The organism is Nocardia shimofusensis NBRC 100134, from assembly GCF_001613125.1.
In the GTDB taxonomy this organism is placed as follows: domain Bacteria; phylum Actinomycetota; class Actinomycetes; order Mycobacteriales; family Mycobacteriaceae; genus Nocardia; species Nocardia shimofusensis.
Genome location: NZ_BDBT01000001.1, coordinates 67,476 through 83,213, shown reverse-complemented (window position 1 = coordinate 83,213; position 15,738 = coordinate 67,476). Strand labels below are relative to the sequence as shown.

At 70.2% G+C, this 15,738-nt stretch carries 16 protein-coding genes; 3 read left to right on the top strand and 13 right to left on the bottom strand.

Features of this window, described 5'->3' with window-relative positions; all coding sequences use genetic code 11:
* Nucleotides 1–56: 56 nt before the first annotated feature.
* Nucleotides 57–1,700: a phosphomethylpyrimidine synthase ThiC gene (thiC, locus tag NS3_RS00420; RefSeq protein WP_067852136.1), complete on the bottom strand. Its 1,644-nt coding sequence runs from the start codon at nt 1,698–1,700 to the stop codon at nt 57–59.
* A 223-nt stretch (nt 1,701–1,923) separates the two neighbouring features.
* A complete protein-coding gene (locus tag NS3_RS00415; RefSeq protein ID WP_067852709.1) occupies nt 1,924–2,394 on the bottom strand; it encodes a VOC family protein in 471 nt (156 codons plus the stop codon).
* A gap of 95 nt (nt 2,395–2,489) precedes the next feature.
* Between NS3_RS00415 and NS3_RS00410 the strand changes: the two genes are divergently transcribed.
* Nucleotides 2,490–3,239, top strand: coding sequence for a TetR/AcrR family transcriptional regulator (locus NS3_RS00410; protein WP_169811572.1), 750 nt, complete (start codon nt 2,490–2,492; stop codon nt 3,237–3,239).
* A 137-nt stretch (nt 3,240–3,376) separates the two neighbouring features.
* On the opposite strand, the gene NS3_RS00405 is transcribed toward NS3_RS00410, so the two are convergent.
* The 11 genes from NS3_RS00405 to NS3_RS00355 form a co-directional block, all read right to left on the bottom strand.
* Nucleotides 3,377–5,638 carry an MMPL family transporter gene (locus NS3_RS00405; RefSeq protein ID WP_067852133.1) on the bottom strand — a complete coding sequence of 754 codons (2,262 nt, stop codon included), beginning with the start codon at nt 5,636–5,638 and terminating at the stop codon, nt 3,377–3,379.
* A gap of 138 nt (nt 5,639–5,776) precedes the next feature.
* Complete coding sequence (locus tag NS3_RS00400; RefSeq protein ID WP_067852131.1) at nt 5,777–6,307, bottom strand: OsmC family protein; 531 nt, start codon at nt 6,305–6,307, stop codon at nt 5,777–5,779.
* Between the two features lie 187 nt (nt 6,308–6,494).
* The gene (locus NS3_RS00395) at nt 6,495–7,685 is read right to left on the bottom strand and encodes a cytochrome P450 family protein (protein ID WP_157101116.1); all 1,191 of its coding nucleotides are present in this window, start codon (nt 7,683–7,685) and stop codon (nt 6,495–6,497) included.
* Nucleotides 7,686–7,754: 69 nt separating this feature from the next.
* Entirely contained in the window at nt 7,755–9,029 is a 1,275-nt protein-coding gene (locus NS3_RS00390) for a cytochrome P450 family protein (RefSeq protein ID WP_067852127.1), read from the bottom strand.
* Nucleotides 9,026–9,616 carry a GTP-binding protein gene (locus tag NS3_RS00385; protein ID WP_245649427.1) on the bottom strand — a complete coding sequence of 197 codons (591 nt, stop codon included), beginning with the start codon at nt 9,614–9,616 and terminating at the stop codon, nt 9,026–9,028. The genes NS3_RS00390 and NS3_RS00385 overlap by 4 nt, the downstream gene beginning before the upstream one ends.
* A gap of 43 nt (nt 9,617–9,659) precedes the next feature.
* Nucleotides 9,660–10,025: a DUF742 domain-containing protein gene (locus NS3_RS00380; RefSeq protein WP_067852123.1), complete on the bottom strand. Its 366-nt coding sequence runs from the start codon at nt 10,023–10,025 to the stop codon at nt 9,660–9,662.
* Nucleotides 10,022–10,456, bottom strand: coding sequence for a roadblock/LC7 domain-containing protein (locus tag NS3_RS00375; protein ID WP_067852121.1), 435 nt, complete (start codon nt 10,454–10,456; stop codon nt 10,022–10,024). Before NS3_RS00375 ends, NS3_RS00380 begins: the two co-directional genes overlap by 4 nt.
* A complete protein-coding gene (locus NS3_RS00370; protein WP_218018174.1) occupies nt 10,453–11,871 on the bottom strand; it encodes a sensor histidine kinase in 1,419 nt (472 codons plus the stop codon). Before NS3_RS00370 ends, NS3_RS00375 begins: the two co-directional genes overlap by 4 nt.
* A gap of 207 nt (nt 11,872–12,078) precedes the next feature.
* Nucleotides 12,079–12,930 carry an exodeoxyribonuclease III gene (locus NS3_RS00365; RefSeq protein ID WP_067852117.1) on the bottom strand — a complete coding sequence of 284 codons (852 nt, stop codon included), beginning with the start codon at nt 12,928–12,930 and terminating at the stop codon, nt 12,079–12,081.
* Between the two features lie 35 nt (nt 12,931–12,965).
* Nucleotides 12,966–13,940: an N-acetylglutamate synthase, CG3035 family gene (locus NS3_RS00360; RefSeq protein WP_067852115.1), complete on the bottom strand. Its 975-nt coding sequence runs from the start codon at nt 13,938–13,940 to the stop codon at nt 12,966–12,968.
* Entirely contained in the window at nt 13,930–14,520 is a 591-nt protein-coding gene (locus tag NS3_RS00355) for a peptide deformylase (RefSeq protein ID WP_067852113.1), read from the bottom strand. The genes NS3_RS00360 and NS3_RS00355 overlap by 11 nt, the downstream gene beginning before the upstream one ends.
* A 188-nt stretch (nt 14,521–14,708) precedes the next feature.
* On the opposite strand from NS3_RS00355, the gene napA reads away from it, so the two are divergent.
* Together napA and NS3_RS00345 are read left to right on the top strand one after the other, a co-directional pair.
* Complete coding sequence (napA, locus tag NS3_RS00350; RefSeq protein WP_067852111.1) at nt 14,709–15,044, top strand: nucleoid-associated protein NapA; 336 nt, start codon at nt 14,709–14,711, stop codon at nt 15,042–15,044.
* Nucleotides 15,045–15,117: 73 nt separating this feature from the next.
* On the top strand, nt 15,118–15,708 hold the full coding sequence (locus NS3_RS00345) for a LytR C-terminal domain-containing protein (RefSeq protein ID WP_067852108.1): 591 nt from the start codon (nt 15,118–15,120) through the stop codon (nt 15,706–15,708).
* Nucleotides 15,709–15,738: the final 30 nt, after the last annotated feature.

Sequence of the window (15,738 nt, the reverse complement as noted above, 5' to 3'; positions counted from 1 at the left end):
CCGGGCTGCGCGGCCCGGGCTCGGCGCGATGGCCGAAACCCTGGCCGCGCAGTCGATTACGACACGACCGGGAGGTAGACCTGCCCGCCCGCTTCGGCGAACTCCGCGGACTTCTCCGCCATGCCCGCCTCGATCGCCGCGACGTCGGTGAGGTTGTGGGTCTCGGCGTATTCGCGGACGTCGGCGGAAATGCGCATCGAGCAGAACTTCGGGCCGCACATGGAGCAGAAGTGCGCGGTCTTGGCGGGCTCGGCGGGCATCGTCTCGTCGTGGTACTCCCGGGCGGTGTCCGGGTCCAGCGACAGGGCGAACTGGTCGCGCCAGCGGAACTCGAAGCGCGCCTTGGACAGTGCGTCGTCGCGTTGCTGGGCGTGCGGGTGGCCCTTGGCGAGATCGGCGGCGTGAGCGGCGATCTTGTAGGTGATCACGCCGGTCTTCACGTCGTCGCGGTTGGGCAGGCCCAGATGCTCCTTGGGGGTGACGTAGCAGAGCATGGCGGTGCCCGCCTGGGCGATGATGGCCGCGCCGATGGCCGAGGTGATGTGGTCGTAGGCGGGCGCGATATCGGTGGCGAGCGGGCCGAGGGTGTAGAAGGGGGCCTCTTCGCAGAGTTCTTCCTCGAGGCGGACGTTCTCCACGATCTTGTGCATGGGCACGTGGCCGGGGCCTTCGATCATCACCTGCACGCCATGGGATTTCGCGATCTTGGTGAGCTCGCCCAGGGTGCGCAGCTCGGCGAACTGGGCCTCGTCGTTGGCGTCGGCGATGGAGCCGGGGCGCAGGCCGTCGCCGAGGGAGAAGGTGACGTCGTAGCGGGCCAGGATCTCGCAGAGTTCTTCGAAGTGGGTGTAGAGGAACGATTCCTGGTGATGGGCCAGGCACCAGGCGGCCATGATGGAGCCGCCGCGAGAGACGATGCCGGTGACGCGCTTGGCGGTGAGCGGCACGTACCGCAGCAGCACGCCGGCGTGCACGGTCATGTAGTCGACGCCCTGTTCGGCCTGCTCGATCACAGTGTCGCGGTAGATCTCCCAGGTCAGCGCGGCGGGATCGCCGTTGACCTTCTCCAGCGCCTGGTAGATCGGCACGGTGCCGACCGGGACCGGGGAGTTGCGCAGGATCCACTCGCGGGTCTCGTGGATGTTCTTGCCGGTGGACAGGTCCATGATGGTGTCGGCGCCCCAGCGGGTGGCCCACACCATCTTCTCCACTTCCTCGGCGATCGAGGAGGAGACCGCCGAGTTGCCGATATTGGCGTTGATCTTCACCAGGAATTTCTTGCCGATGATGGTCGGCTCGAGTTCGGGGTGGTTGTGGTTGGCGGGGATAACCGCGCGGCCCGCGGCGACCTCTTCGCGCACGAGTTCCGGCGTGACGCCCTCGCGGGCGGCGATATACCGCATCTCGTCGGTGACGATGCCCGCCCGGGCCCAGGCCAGCTGGGTGCGCGGGCCCTCGACGGACGGCTTGGCCCAGCTGTCGCGCAGCTCGGGGAGTCCGGCCTCCAGGTCGATGACGGCGGTGTCGTCGGTGTACGGGCCGGAGGTGTCGTAGACGTCGAAGGTCTCGCCGTTGCTGAGGTTGACCCGGCGCACCGGAATCCGGAGATCGTCGACTTCGAGGTAGTGCTTGACGCTGCCTTCGATCGGGCCGGTGGTGACGGTGTCGACGGGCGCGTTCGTGTGATCGGCCGAGGCCATGGCTGTTCCTCCCTACGCCGGCATTACCCGGTCAGGTTCATACGGTCGACGGCCCTGACCGCCCGCGATCGGGCTAGCCGTCCTCTCAGCCCGCTGGTGCGAGCCCCCGTTGGTGATGGAATTGTGGTGACGAGTTCGTCCGGGCACGACCCTACCTGTCGTCGTGCCCGGTCTGCCCGGGGAACGAACAATTCCGCCCAGAAGGAACAGCCGCTGACGTCGATCAGCCGTTATAGGCGTCCTGCATGGTCTTCAGGTCGATCTTCTTCATGCCGAGCATGGCCTTGGTGGCGCGGTCGACGGCGGCCGGATCACCGGTCATCAGGGCGTCGGCCGCGGCGGGCCAGACCTGCCAGTGCACGCCGTAGCGGTCGGTGACCCAGCCGCACTCGATCTCCTTGCCGCCGCCCGCGAGCAGGGCCTCCCACAGACGGTCGACCTCCTGCTGGTCGGCGCAGTTGATCAGCAGGGACATGGCGTGGGTGTAGTGGAATTCGCCGCCGCCGTTGATGGCGGTCAAGCGCTGGCCGTCGAGTTCGAAATCCACCGTCATCACCGCGCCCGGTTCGCCCATGCCGGACTCGCTGTAGCGGGTGATGCCGGTGATGCGGGAGTTGGGGATGAGCGAACAGTAGAAGTTCGCGGCTTCTTCGGCATTGCCGTCGTACCAGAGATTGGTGACGATCTTCTGCATGGCGGTACTCCTGTCCGTGCTGGTGGGGTCTTTCCAGTACCGACGATCCGCGGCGGCGGAATTCATCGTCCGCGCCGGCGCTATTGTTGATCTTCGTGACCGGCGACGATTCCGCCGCGCGGCCCGGGGGCCCTGCGGCAGACGATCGGCGTCGAGCGCTGCTCGCCGCCGCCCTGGAAGTGCTGGCCGAACAGGGATTCTCGCGGACAACCCGGGAACAGGTCTGTGCGCGGGCGGGGCTCGCGCCATCGGATTTCGACGCCAGGTTCGACGGGGTGACCCAGTGCTACGAGGCGCTGCTCGACGAGTTCGCCGCGCGGATCAGGGACCGGGTGAGCACGACGGCCCTGCGGCAGGCCGACCGGCCGTTCGGTGAGCGCGGACCGGCGATCGTGGCGGCGTTCGTGCACACCCTCGCCGAGGATCCCCGCCTGGTGCGGGTGGCGTTCGGGGAGGTCGCCGAGGTGCCCTCGACGGTGCGGCGGCAGCGGCGCACGCACCGGCGCTGGGCCGCGGCGTTCCTGGACACACAGTGGCCGGCCGAACCCGAGGCCGGGGAGCGCGCGAGCCGTCGCAGATTCGCGGTCGCGATGGCGACCATCGGCGGGATGTTCGAGTTGGTCGCCGACTGGTCGCGGCATCAGGCGGAGGAACACTCCGGTTCGGCCGCCGACTGGCCTGCCGAATGGGGCGGTGCTACGGGCGCCGTCGGGGCGTTCTCCCACGGGGGGCGAGGCGGCGAGCCGGGCGGTGACGTGAACAGCTGGGCCGCACAGGCGTTGATCGACGATCTCACGGAGTTCGTCGGTGTGGTCTACACCGGGCGGGTGGCGGCCCGGCGCTGAGCGCCCGGCGTCCACCACGGCACGAGGATGTCGCGCCGATCGCGCATTGCGGCGCACCGCACGCCGTCCTCACGCGGACTGCTCGTGACGCCGGCAGATGTCGTCGGTCGCGCACCGGCCGCCCGACGGGGGCGGTGTCATTTGCCGAGCGAAACAGCTTCCCGCTTTCGGGCTTCGACCTCGAATGCCGGGTGTTCCTCGGCCTCGTGCAGGCCGAAACGCGCGTGCAGGGCGGCCAGCGGCCTGGGCGCCCACCAGTTGGCGGTGCCGAGCAGGCGCATGAGGGCGGGCGCGAGCAGACCGCGGATCACCGTGGCATCGCTGAGGACGGCCAGCGCGCAGCCGATGCCGAACAACTTCATGGCCGTCACGCCGGAGGTGGCGACCGCGAAGAAGACGATGCTCATGAGCAGGGCGGCGGCGGTGAAGATGCGGCCGGTGCGGGCCACGCCCATGGCGACGGCATGGGTGTTGCCCTCGGCGGTCTTCGGACCGGCCAGCCATTCCTCCCTGATGCGGGAGAGCAGGAACACCTCGTAGTCCATCGAGGCGCCGAAGGCGATGCTGAACATCAGGATCGGCATGGACAGGTCGAGGTTGCCGGTCGGGGTGAAGCCGAGCAGACCGGACAGGTGGCCTTCCTGGAAGACCCACACCATCGCGCCGAAGGTGGCCGCCAGGGACAGCATGTTCAGGGCCAGCGCCTTGATCGGCAGCAGCAGGCTGCCGGTGAACAGGAACAGCAGCACCAGCGTGGTGACCGCGATCAGGACGGCGGCCAGCGGGAGGCGTTCGCCGATGGCGGTGAGGGAGTCCTGGTTCAGGGCGCCGGGGCCGCCGAACAAGGTCTCGCCGGGTGCGGGGACCTCGCGCAGCTGGGCGAGCTGGTCCTTGCCCGCGCCGGAATAGGGGTCGATGCGCGTGCCGACGGAGACGAACGCGCCGGCGTCGGAGATCATGCCGGGCAGGGGCGGGGCCACTTTCAGGCCGTCGAGGTAGACCCCGGCGCCGGAGAGCACGGCGGGCACGTCGGGGACCTTGGACAGGGCGGCGGCGTAGTCGCCGATCTCGGAGACCCCGCCCTCGAACTCCGGCAGCGCGATCAGGATGCTGGTGGCCATGTCGGCCTGGAAGTTCGCGCGCAGTTCGTCGCCGACTTCCCGGCTCGGCGCGTCGGACAGCGCGCGATCGTCCGGGTAGCCGAACTGCGCGCCCAGGAACGGGGAGCCGACCAGGAGCAGCAGCACGGTGGTCAGCAGGGCGACGGGGATCGCGCGGCGCATCACCGCGATGACCCAGCGGTACCAGAAGCTGCGGTCGGCGGGGACCGGCACGGGTTCGGGCCTGCCGAGCAGCCTGCGGACGCCCGCGCGCAGGTCCCAGGCGTTGACCCGGTCACCGAGCAGCACCAGCATGGCGGGCAGCACGATCACCGCCGCGGCGGCGGCCGCGCAGACCACGGCGACACCCGCGTAGGCGAAGGACTTGAAGAAGTACTGCGGGAACACCGCCAGCGCCGCCAGCGAGAGCGCGACGACCAGGGCGGAGTAGACGACCGTGCGACCCGCGGTCTGCACCGAACGGACGACGGCGGCGGCCGGGTCCAGGCCGCGGGCCAGCTCCTCGCGGTAGCGACTGACGATGAACAGGCTGTAGTCGATGGCCAGCGCGAGACCGAGCGCGGTCGTCATGTTCAGCGCGTAGATCGATACGTCGGTGACGACGGTGAGGGTGCGCAGGATGCCGAGCGCGGCGACGACCGCGAACAGGCCGATGGCCACCGGCATCGCGGCCGCGACGACGCTGCCGAACACCAGCACCAGCAGCAGTCCGGTCAGCGGGATGGCGATGGCCTCGGCGACGATCAGGTCCTTGCTGATCTGGGTGTTCATGTCGGCGAAAGCCGCGCCGAGACCGCCCGCGCGGACGGTGACACCGTTCTCGCTGGTCTGCACCTGCTGGCTGATGCGGTCGGCGCGCTCGGTGAGTTCGGAGTCGTCGCCCGCGACATAGGCGATCACCAGGGCGCTCTTGCCGTCCTTGCTGCGCAGCGCGGGGGCCAGGTCGGCGCGCGTCGTCCAGTACGACTGCACGCCGCTGACCTCGTCGAACTGCGTGAGCTGGGCGACCGCTTTCTCACCCGCGGCCCTGGCGGCCGGCGAGTCGGCGCCTTCGGGAGCGGTGACCAGCAGGATGTAATTGGTTGCGCCACCGGGGAAGTGCTCGCTGAGGAACTCCCCGGAGCGGACCGATTCCAGCTCTCCGGTGACGAACCCGCCCGCCTTCATATGGCTCGCCGCGCTCGCGCCGAAGGCACCGCAGGCCAGCATCACCAGCAGCGCGGCCGCGAGTACGACGCGCGGCCGCGTGGTGGCGAACCGAGCGAGAGTGGTCAGCATCGACGCGAACTCCCCATCCGAAGAAACGTTTCCTCGCACGGTAAACCGTACGGTCGTCCGAACAGAATCCGGTTACTCCGTGATGCTGACCACGTTGCTCACCGCGGGTGAGATCGGTCACCTGTCGACCGATGGTGTTCAGACCCCGAGGGTGACCAGGGTCGTGACCACAGGGGTCACATTGCGGGTGAGATCGAGCACGGGGCAGTGCGCGTCCACAGCCTGCTGGAGTTCGAGGTAGCGCTCCCGCGACTCCGGGCCGGTGATCTCGACCCGCACCCGCACCGCACCGAAGCCGGGGCGCACCGCGTCGTCGAAACCGAAGAAGCCGCGCACGTCCAGATCGCCCTCGGCGGTCGCGCGGATGTCCTCGACCGCGATGCCGAGCTTGTCCGCCCACACTCGCCAGGTGACCACCTGGCAGGACAGCAGCGAGGCCAGGTAGTACTCGACCGGGTTGGCCGCGGTGTCGGCGCCGCCGAGCGCGGGCGGCTCGTCCACCTCGATCTGGAAGCGGCGCGCGGTCACGGTGCTGGCCACGGCGTCGTGCGCGGTGGCGGATGTCTTGAAGACGACGGCGGCCTGGGACGCGTCGGCGGTCACCGCGTCGTGGTTGGCGGCGATCACCGCGCCGAGCGCGGAGGCGGACGTGCTGGTGGAGGCGGTCATGCGCGAACTCCCTCGAAGACGCGGGGACCGGTGCGAGGCACCGGGACTGACGCGTCGACAGTAGGTTCGCACCCGCCGACCGCTGGGCGCGCGGAGCCGCGGGAGAGCCGCTGACCTGCGCGGATGGGTTGTATTCCGGCTGAGCGAAACGTCATCGTCCGCCCGGCCGGAAACGAACCGCGGTGGGTCAGGCGCTCAGGTGCACCGGGAACTGGGCGAGATCGTTCTGGGTGAGCACCGGCATGTTCACGATCTGCTCGACCGGCACCGCCAGGCGCAGGCCGGGGAACCGCTCGAACAGCGCGGGCACCGCGATACCGGCCTCCAACCTGGCCAGAGCCGCGCCGGGGCAGATGTGCGGGCCGTGGCCGAAGGAGATGTGCCGGGCGGCGGTCGCGCGGGTGATGTCGAAGGTGTCCGCGTCCTCGCCGTGTACTTCGGTGTCGCGGCCGATCGCGCGGTAGGAGATGACCACGCCGGAGCCCTGCGGGATGACCGCGTCGCCGAGATCGATGTCCTCGGTGGCGAAGCGCATGAGCAAGTGGATGACCGGGCCGTCGAAGCGCAGCGTCTCCTCGATGGCGGTCTCCCAGGACACCTCGCCCGAGCGCACGAGCGCCAGCTGGTCCGGGTTGGTGAGCAGCGCGCGCACCGTGGCCAGGATCAGGTTGACGGTGGTCTCGTGACCGGCGGCGACCAGCGCCTTGAGGTTGCCGATCACCTCCTCCTCGGTGAGCGGGGTTTCCTCGTCGGTGGAGTAGATCAGCGCGGAGGTGAGATCGTCGCCCGGCTCGGCGGTCTTGCGGCGCACCATCGCGGTGAAGTACTCGTCCATCAGGTCGATCACCTTCAGGCGCTCGTCCTGCGGGGTCATGATCGAGAAGAACGCCTTGTACCAGTCGAGCAGCATCTTCTGGTCGTCGCTCGGCACGCCCATCAGATCGCCGATCACCCGCATGGGCAGCGGGTAGGCGAAGGTCTCCTTCAGATCGACGGCCTCGCCGTCGGCGGCGGCGCGCTCCAGATCGCCGAGCAGTTCGGCGACGTACTGCTCGATGCGGGGCTTCAGCGCGTCGAGGCGACGGCGGGTCAGCGCCTGGGTGGTCTTGATCCGCAGCCTGCGGTGCTCGGTGCCGTCCACGCTGAACATCGAGCGGTCCACGTCGATCATGCCGATCAGCGGCCACTGCCTGGTGACCGCGCCGGAGGTCCACAGCGACCAGGAGTTGATGTCCTTGACCAGCCTGGGGTCGGTGAGCAGTTGCCTGGCCAGCGTGTGCCGGGTGACGGTGTAGGCGGGCACGCCGAGCAGTTCGATCTTCGCCAGCGGGCCCGACTCGCGCAGCAGGCTGGTCTCGCCCGCCAGATCCGAGATCATCGGGTCGATGACGATGGTGTCCGAACTGTCACGGTCGGCATGATCTGGGTCTGTGTGCGGGCAACTCACTTAGAAACCTCCGACAACGGGAACCGGTGTGTAGCGGACGGGCACACTGCTCAGACCACGCAGCCACGGGTTGGGCTTGCGGACCAGCTCGTGCTCGGGGACGGCGAGATCGATGTCGGGCAGACGGTCGAGCAGCACTTCGATGCCGGTCCGTGAGATGACCTCGGCGATCTGCTGCGCCGGGAACGGGCAGCGGAATTCTCCGTGGCTGAAGGCGAAGTGCGCGCTGTTGCCCGCCTGCGCCGGTTCGGGTCCGTCGCCGAGGTGCTGGCGCACGTGCGGATCGGAATTGGCGGCCCCGAGTCCGAGCAGCAGCATGTCGCCGGCCCGGATGACCTGGTTGCCGAGCCTGGTGTCGCGGGTGGCCCAGCGGCCGGCCAGGATCTGGGTCGGCGCTTCCTCCCACAGCACCTCGTTCATGGCCTGGCCGATGCTGTGCCTGCCGCCGCCGAGCGCGGCGGCGAACCGGTCGTCGACGAGCATCAGGCGCACCGAGTTCACCAGCCAGTCGGAGGTGGGCAGATAGCCCGCCGCCGTGATGGCCATCAGATTGTGGATGTATTCCTCGTCGGTGAACGGCGCGGGGAAGTTCAGCATGCGGGTGACGATGTCGTCGCCGCCACGGGTCTTGGCTTGCGCGAGCAGCCGCGCCATCAGCTCGTAGAAGCGCACGTGGGCCGCCTGGGCGTCCGCGCCGCCCATGGACAGCGTGCGCATCGTCCAGGCCAGCAGCGAACCGTCCTCGGAGGCGAAGCCGAGCGCCGAGGCCAGCGCGAGCAGCGGAAGGGGTTCGGCGTATTCGGACACCAGATCGGCCCGGCCACGGCCGCAGAACGAATCGATCAACCGGTCGGCGATGTCCTCGACGGTGCGGCGCAGGGCGAACGGGTCCACCCCGTCCAGCGCGGCTTCCACCATCTCCGAATGGCGCCGGTGCTCGGCGCCCACGGTGTAGTAGATCGAGGGGACCGGCATTCCGACCATCGGACGCAGCGGCCAGTCCTCGGGGACGTTCGGCCACTGGTTCCAGCTGTCGGACTTGCGGTTGAACAGCTCGGAATCGCTGGTCACCTGGTGCAATTCGCGGTAGCCGATCACCAGCCAGGCCGGAAACCCGCCGTAGAGTTCCACCGGCACCACCGGGCCGCACTCGCGACGGACACGGGCGTAGAGGCCGTAGGGATCGGAGAGGAACTCGGGGCCGTCCAACGGCACCGCGCCCGGATGCGCGGGGCACCCGCCCGCTCGGGCGGTGGCCTGCTCGGCGGAACTCACAACCGATCTCCGATCGCCTGCGCGCCTGCTGCGTTCGCCTGCGCGCGTGTGTAGAGCTGCTCGACCAGCGTCACCAGGACCTGCTTGGACGACTCGCGCGAGCGGGCATCGCAATCCAGCAGCGGTACTCCGGGATCCAGGTCGAGCGCGTCGCGCACGTCGTCGAGCTGGTGCGGGCCGCCGCCGAAGTTGTTGCAGGCCACCACGAACGCGGTGCCCTGGCTCTCCAGCCGGTCGATGGCGTACCAGGAGTCGGAGATCCGGCGGCGATCCACGAGCACGATCGCGCCGAGCGCGCCGCTGAACAGCCGGTCCCACAGAAACCAGAAGCGTTGCTGGCCCGGTGCGCCGAACAGATAGAGCACGTTCTCGGAATCGATGGTGATGCGGCCGAAGTCGAAGGCGACCGTGGTCGTCGATTTGCCCGGCGCGCCGGTGAGGTCGTCGATGCCCACGCCCGCGTCGGTCATGGTGGCCTCGGTGTCCAGTGGACGGATCTCGCTGACCGAACGGACCATGGTGGTCTTGCCCACGCCGAATCCGCCGACGATGACGATCTTCAGGCCCTGGCTCGCGGTGCCGAGCAGTGGTGCGTCGGAGCGCAGGGGCGCGGCCGTCGCGATCGATGTGTTAGAGACTGCGGAGTCCAACAAGCACCTTCTCGAGGGTGGTGGAGTCGAGAACCAGGTGGTCGCCGAAGCGCCCGGCTCGTGGATGACGCACGGTGATCTTGCCCGCCGCAAGCAGGTCGGAGAGCAGCACCGTGGTGATGCCGACCGGCAGCCGCAGCTCGGCCGCGATCTCCACCACCGAGGTGGGGGAGCGGCAGATGCGCAGGATCGCCGCGTGCTCGGAGGGCATGCCCGGCGCGGGCTCGGATTCGCTGACCACCAGGGTCACCAGATCGAAAGCGTCCGTGTCGGGCTGGCTGCGGCCACCGGTGAGCGTGTACAGCCGGTCGGGGCTGTCGTCGCGTCCCGGTCTGGGTCTGCTCACGACCGGCTCGCCCCGGCGGCCCGTGGCGCAGCCACCCGCGGCGCGGCGGTGAGCTGGTCACCGAGCTGCTCGACGAGTTCGCGCATGTTGTGCCCGATCAGGCCCGCGTCGGCGTCCTCGTCGGCGAGCACGGCCAGGTGCGCGCCGAGGCCGGCTTCGACGATGAACAGGATGCCGCCGTAGAACTCGGTCATCGACTGGCGCACACCGCTTCTGCCGTCGCCGAACTCGGCGGAGGCGCCGTGCGCGAGGGACTGGATGCCCGCGGCGATGGCGGCCAGCTGGTCGGCCTTGTCGATGGTCAGTTCCGGGGTGTGGCAGATTTTCAGGCCGTCACCGGACAGCAGCAGCGCGTGCCGGGTCTGCGGGGTGCGCTGTAGCAACTGCTCGAGCAGCCATCCGAGCTCGGCGGGGGTGGTCGAAGAGGTCATCGATCGTTCTCCAGGGCGACGGGCGGGGACGGGGGGACGTGATCCTGGGCGTCACGCCCGGCGAACGCCCGTTGGAAGGCGCCCAGTGCGGCCGGTCGCGTGGGCGGCGAGGTCGGCTCCTGCGCGGCCCGCAGGGTGGCCGAACCGGGGGTGCGCTTCTCGACGAGCCCCTCGGGATGGGCCTCGGCCAGGGTCTGACCGCGCTTGCGCTTGGGCAGCGGCGCGTCGTCGCCGAGCAGCCGCACGGGTGCGGGCTCCCGGCGCGCATCCGGCGCGGGCGCGACGGCGATGGGCGGGGTGAGCTGAGCCCGAACCGTGGTGGGCGTATGGGCGTTGTCGAGCTGGGCGATGAGTTCGCGCGGGACCACCACGACCACCGCGGTGCCGCCGATGGCCGACGGGCGGTAGGAGACGGTGAGGCCGTGCTTGCGGGCGAGGTGGCCGACCACGGCCAGGCCGAGGCGGGTGCCGGTGAGGGCGGCGAGGTCGGCTTCGGCCTGGGTGTTGCCGTCGCGCCCGCTCGACACCGCGAGTTCGGCACGGCGCAGCGCCGATTCGCCCATCACCAGGCCGCTGTCCTCGATGGTGACGATCACGCCCGCGGGCACCTCGGCGGCGTAGACGTGCACCTCGGTGGTGGGCGGGGAGAAGTTGCAGGCGTTGTCGAGCAGTTCGGCCAGCGCGTGCATCACGCCCTCGGCGGCATGCCCGGCGACGGCGATCTCGGCGATCGCCCGCAGTCGCACCCGCTGGTAGCCGGCGACCCGGCCCATCGCGCCGCGCAGGATCGACTCCATGCTGATCGGCTTGGCCCAGCGCCTGCCCGAGCGCGCGCCGCTGAGCACCGCGATGGAGTCGGCCAGCCGCCCGGCCTGCGCGGTGCGGTGATCGAGCAGCAGCAGATCGGCCAGCACCTTGGGGTCTTCGTGGCGGTGTTCCATCTCGCGCAGTTCGGCGAGCATGCTGGTGGTCATCGCCTGGATGCGGCCCGCGGCGCCTGCGAAGGCGGCCAGCGCGGCGGTCCTGCGGTTCTCGTCGCGGCGGGCCACGTCGATCGCCCGCGAGGTGGCGGCGCGCTCGTCGGCAACCATGGATTCCATTGCCGCGCAGCGAATATCGGCCTCCTGCCGGCGATGCTCGGCCTCGGCGGCGCGGGCCTCGGCGGCGGCGACGGCCCGCGCGTTCGCGGCGGCCTTGCGGCGGAACCAGAAGGCGGCGAACAGCGCGGCCGTCAGCAGCGCGCCGACGACGCCGATACCGATGGTGAGCGGTAGGCGGACCGAGTCCGTGGTGAGCAGGTAGGCCGCGACGGCCGATCCGGCGGTGACGGCGATACTCAGGACCGGAACCACTGCGAGGGCCGCTCGCCCGGGAACCGTCTGTTCGTCTGCCGACGGATTCGATGAATCTGACACGCCCTGCACTTTCACGCTCACGGGGATTCGACCATGCTGCCGCAGCTCCCCTTCTGCGTCGCCGAGTCGATCGAAATACGCGCCCCGACAAGCATCAATCGGGCCAAAGCATAGCCAGCCACATGGGCGTTGGCTACCCGACGACAAACGCCCTGGCAGGCGGTCCGAGAGGTTCGGCCGCAAGCGATCTCGGCGTGCGAGCCCCGGTCAGGGGGCGGTACGGCCCGGGATGTCGAGATCGCGCGGGATGTCGAATTCGGCGATCACCGGCGCGTGGTCGCTGGCGCCCTTGCCCTTCCTGGCTTCCCGATCGACACCGGCGTCGACGACGGTCGCGGCCAGCGCGGGCGAGGCCAGCAGGAAATCGATGCGCATCCCTTCCTTTCGAGGGAAGCGCAGCTGGGTGTAGTCCCAGTAGGTGTAGACGCCGGGGCCTGGGGCGAACGGGCGCATCACATCGGTGAATCCGGTGTCCAGGACGGCGGTGAAGGCGTCGCGCTCGGGGCCGGAGGTGTGCGTCTTGCCCTCGAAGAACTCCGGCGACCACACATCGTCGTCGGTGGGCGCGATGTTCCAGTCGCCGACCAGGGCGATCCTGGCCTCCGGATGCTCGGTCAGCCAGCGCTCGGCATTGTCGCGCAGCACCGACAGCCACTCCAGCTTGTAGATGTAGTGCGGATCGCCGAGGGCGCGGCCGTTGGGCACGTACAGGCTCCATACCCGCACCCCGCCGCAGGTGGCCGCCAGCGCGCGCGACTCCACCACCGGGCTGGGCAGCAGGGAGTTCCCGGCTTCCTTGTCGAAGCCGGGCTGGCCGGGGAAGGCGGTCGCCACGTCGTCGAGGCCGACGCGGGAGGCGATGGCCACGCCGTTCCACTGGTTGACGCCGAGATGGGCGACCTCGTAGCCGAGCGCCTCGAAGCGCTCGAACGGGAACTGGTCGTCGCGGCACTTGGTTTCCTGCATGGCCAGCACGTCGACGTCGTGCTCGTCGAGCCAGGCGGTCACCCGGTCCACGCGGGAACGGATCGAGTTGACGTTCCAGGTCGCCAGTCGCACGAGAAGAGCCTTCCTCACCGCCGGTGGTGCCGGGGTCACGACGCCGGGGCGGCGTAGCGGTAGTAGTGGTGGTCGACGAAGCCGAGATCGCGGTAGAGCGCGAGCGCGCCGGCGTTGTTCGCGGCGACCTGGACGTAGGCGTGGGTCGCGCCGCGATCGCGACCCCAGCGGATCAGCTCCGCGTTCACCAGCACGGCCAGGCCGTGCCTGCGGTGCTCGGCGGCGACCGAGACACAGGTCAGGCCGACCCAGCGACGGCCGTCGGGGGCGGTGGTCAGCGCGCCGCGGGCGATCGCGATGGGGCGGGGCAGCCCCAGCGAGGCGAAGCCGAGCGTGCCGTCGCGGACCGCGGTGAGCACGCCGCGATCGGGCGGGGCGACCGGCTGCTCGGACGGCGCCTCCCCGCGCAGGGCGTGCATCTGCAGCCAGGCCTCGTCGGGTTCGGACGCGACGCGCACCATCGACGGGCCCTGCGGGAGCACGAAGTTGTCGATGTCGAGGCCGAGCACCAGGGTCTCGCCCCAGGTGTGCCAGCCCGGCGGCGCGGGAGCCAGCCGGTCGGGCAGCACCAGGCGCGGTGGCAGCTCGCGGGCGGCGAACCATTCGCTCAGTCGAAGCAGCACGTCCCGGCCCAGCCGTGCGGGCTGACCGGGAAGGCCCAGCGGCACAGCCGAATTCGCGCGATCGGTGTATCCGTGGCCGGCGCGCGCCAGCCAGCCGTCGATCATCTCGCATTCCAGGCCGGGCCAGGCGTCGGCGGCGGCCGCTTCCAGCGCGCGGATCTCACCGGTGCGCACCGGACGAGGGCCCACCGCGCGCACCGCGACGATCTGGTCGGCGGTGACGGTGACGGTGACGCCCGCGCTGTCGCGCACGGTCAGCGGGTCGAGCGCGATCACCTCACCGATCACATCGGTCAGCGGCGGGGAACTGCCCGCGGGCAGCCGATAGCGCAGCACCACCCGGCGGCCGGGTGTTATCTCGGGCGTGGGCGCCGGTTCAGTCGTCATGGCCGAACGGATCGGGCACCTCGCCGGGCACCCAGGTCAGCCCGGGCGTGCCCCAGCCGTTGCGCTTGATCGTCTTCTTCGCCGAGCGGGCGTGGCGTCCGATCAGCTTGTCCACGTAGAGGAAGCCGTCGAGGTGGCCGACCTCGTGCTGGAGCATCCTGGCGAAGAAGCCCTCGGCGCTGAGGTCGACCGGGTCGCCGTTCTCGTCGGTGCCGGTGACCCTGGCCCAGTTCGCCCGGCCGGTCGGGAACTGCTCGCCGGGCACCGACAGGCAGCCCTCCACGTCGTCGTCCGGGTCGGGCATGGTCTCGGGGATCTCCGAGGTCTCCAGCACCGGGTTGATCACCGCGCCGCGCCTGCGCACCGGCTCGCCGTCCGCGCCGAGATCGGGGCAGTCGTAGACGAACAGGCGCAGCGACACTCCTACCTGGTTGGCGGCCAGACCCACGCCGTTGGCGGCGTCCATCGTCTCGTACATGTCCGCGACCAGCCCCGCCAATTCCTCCGGGGACTGGGTGACCGGTCGGGTCGGATTGTGTAGCACCGGGTCGCCGACGATCACGATGGGGAGGATTGCCATGACCGGGAAGCGTACCCGCCGTGTCGGGTTGACCAGCGGCTGACCGGAGGCCCAGGAGCGCGGACCTACCGGCCGGTAAGCAACACGCCGAGGTTCGGCCCCGGAGTGCCCCCGGTCACCGTGGTTCAATGAACCGCGACGGACGAGCACCCACTTTTCGTCTGGAGATCACTCGGCGAGGGAGCGAGATGGACGGCGCAGCGGCTCGGAATCCTTCCGCGATCGGCAACGACCTACCCGGCGGCGGCAGCGGCGCGGACGGAGACGATCCCAGCGGCCTGTCCCGCCGCGAACTCGACATCCTGGCCTTCGAGCGGCAGTGGTGGAAATACGCCGGAGCCAAGGAAGAGGCCATCCGGGAGCTGTTCGGCATGTCCCCGACCCGCTACTACCAGGTGCTCAACGCCGTGGTGGACCGGCCGGAGGCCCTGGCCGCCGACCCGATGCTGGTGAAGCGGCTGCGCAGGCTGCGCGCCAGCAGGCAGAAGGCACGGGCGGCGCGCCGTCTCGGTTTCCAGGTATGAGCTCGGCGGCAATCGCGCGTTTCGCGGGCCCGATGCGGGCGCGTGCGGGGCTGGAGCGACTAGGGTCGGCACGGTGAGCTACCCCAATCCCACCTCCGGCGGGCCGCCGTTGCGCGCGCTGGCGATGGTGTTGATCGCGCTGGCCATCGTCTTCGCCGGCCTGGGCGCGATGTCGATGTCGAGTTCGGATTCCGACGGCGAGGAATCCGCTGCACCGGCGACCTCCGCGCAGACCTCGGCCCCCGCCACCGCGGCGCCGAGGACGACCGCGGCGCCGGCCGCCACCGAGGGCGCGAGCCCGGCGACCACCACTGTGGCGAGCAGCACCACCGAAGCCCCCGAGACTCCGCTGGCAGCGCCTCCCGCGTCGCCCGTGCCCTCGATCGACCGCTCGGTGCCGGTGCAGGTGCTCAACAACAGCTTGGTCGTCGGCCTGGCCGGCCGCACCGCCGATCAACTGACAGCAGGCGGTTGGACCAATGTCAGGGCGGACAACTACGCGGCCGACACGATCGCCGAAACGACTGTGTACTACGGGAATTCGCCGGGCGAGAAGGCGGCGGCCGAGGCCATCGCCGCCGAGCTCGGCGCCGCGGTCGCCCCGAAGACCCCCGGTATCGGCAACGGAGCGGCCGGCGTGGTCGTGATCCTGACGGGCAACTGATTCCGGCAGGCGACCGAGCGGGCGGCGTGG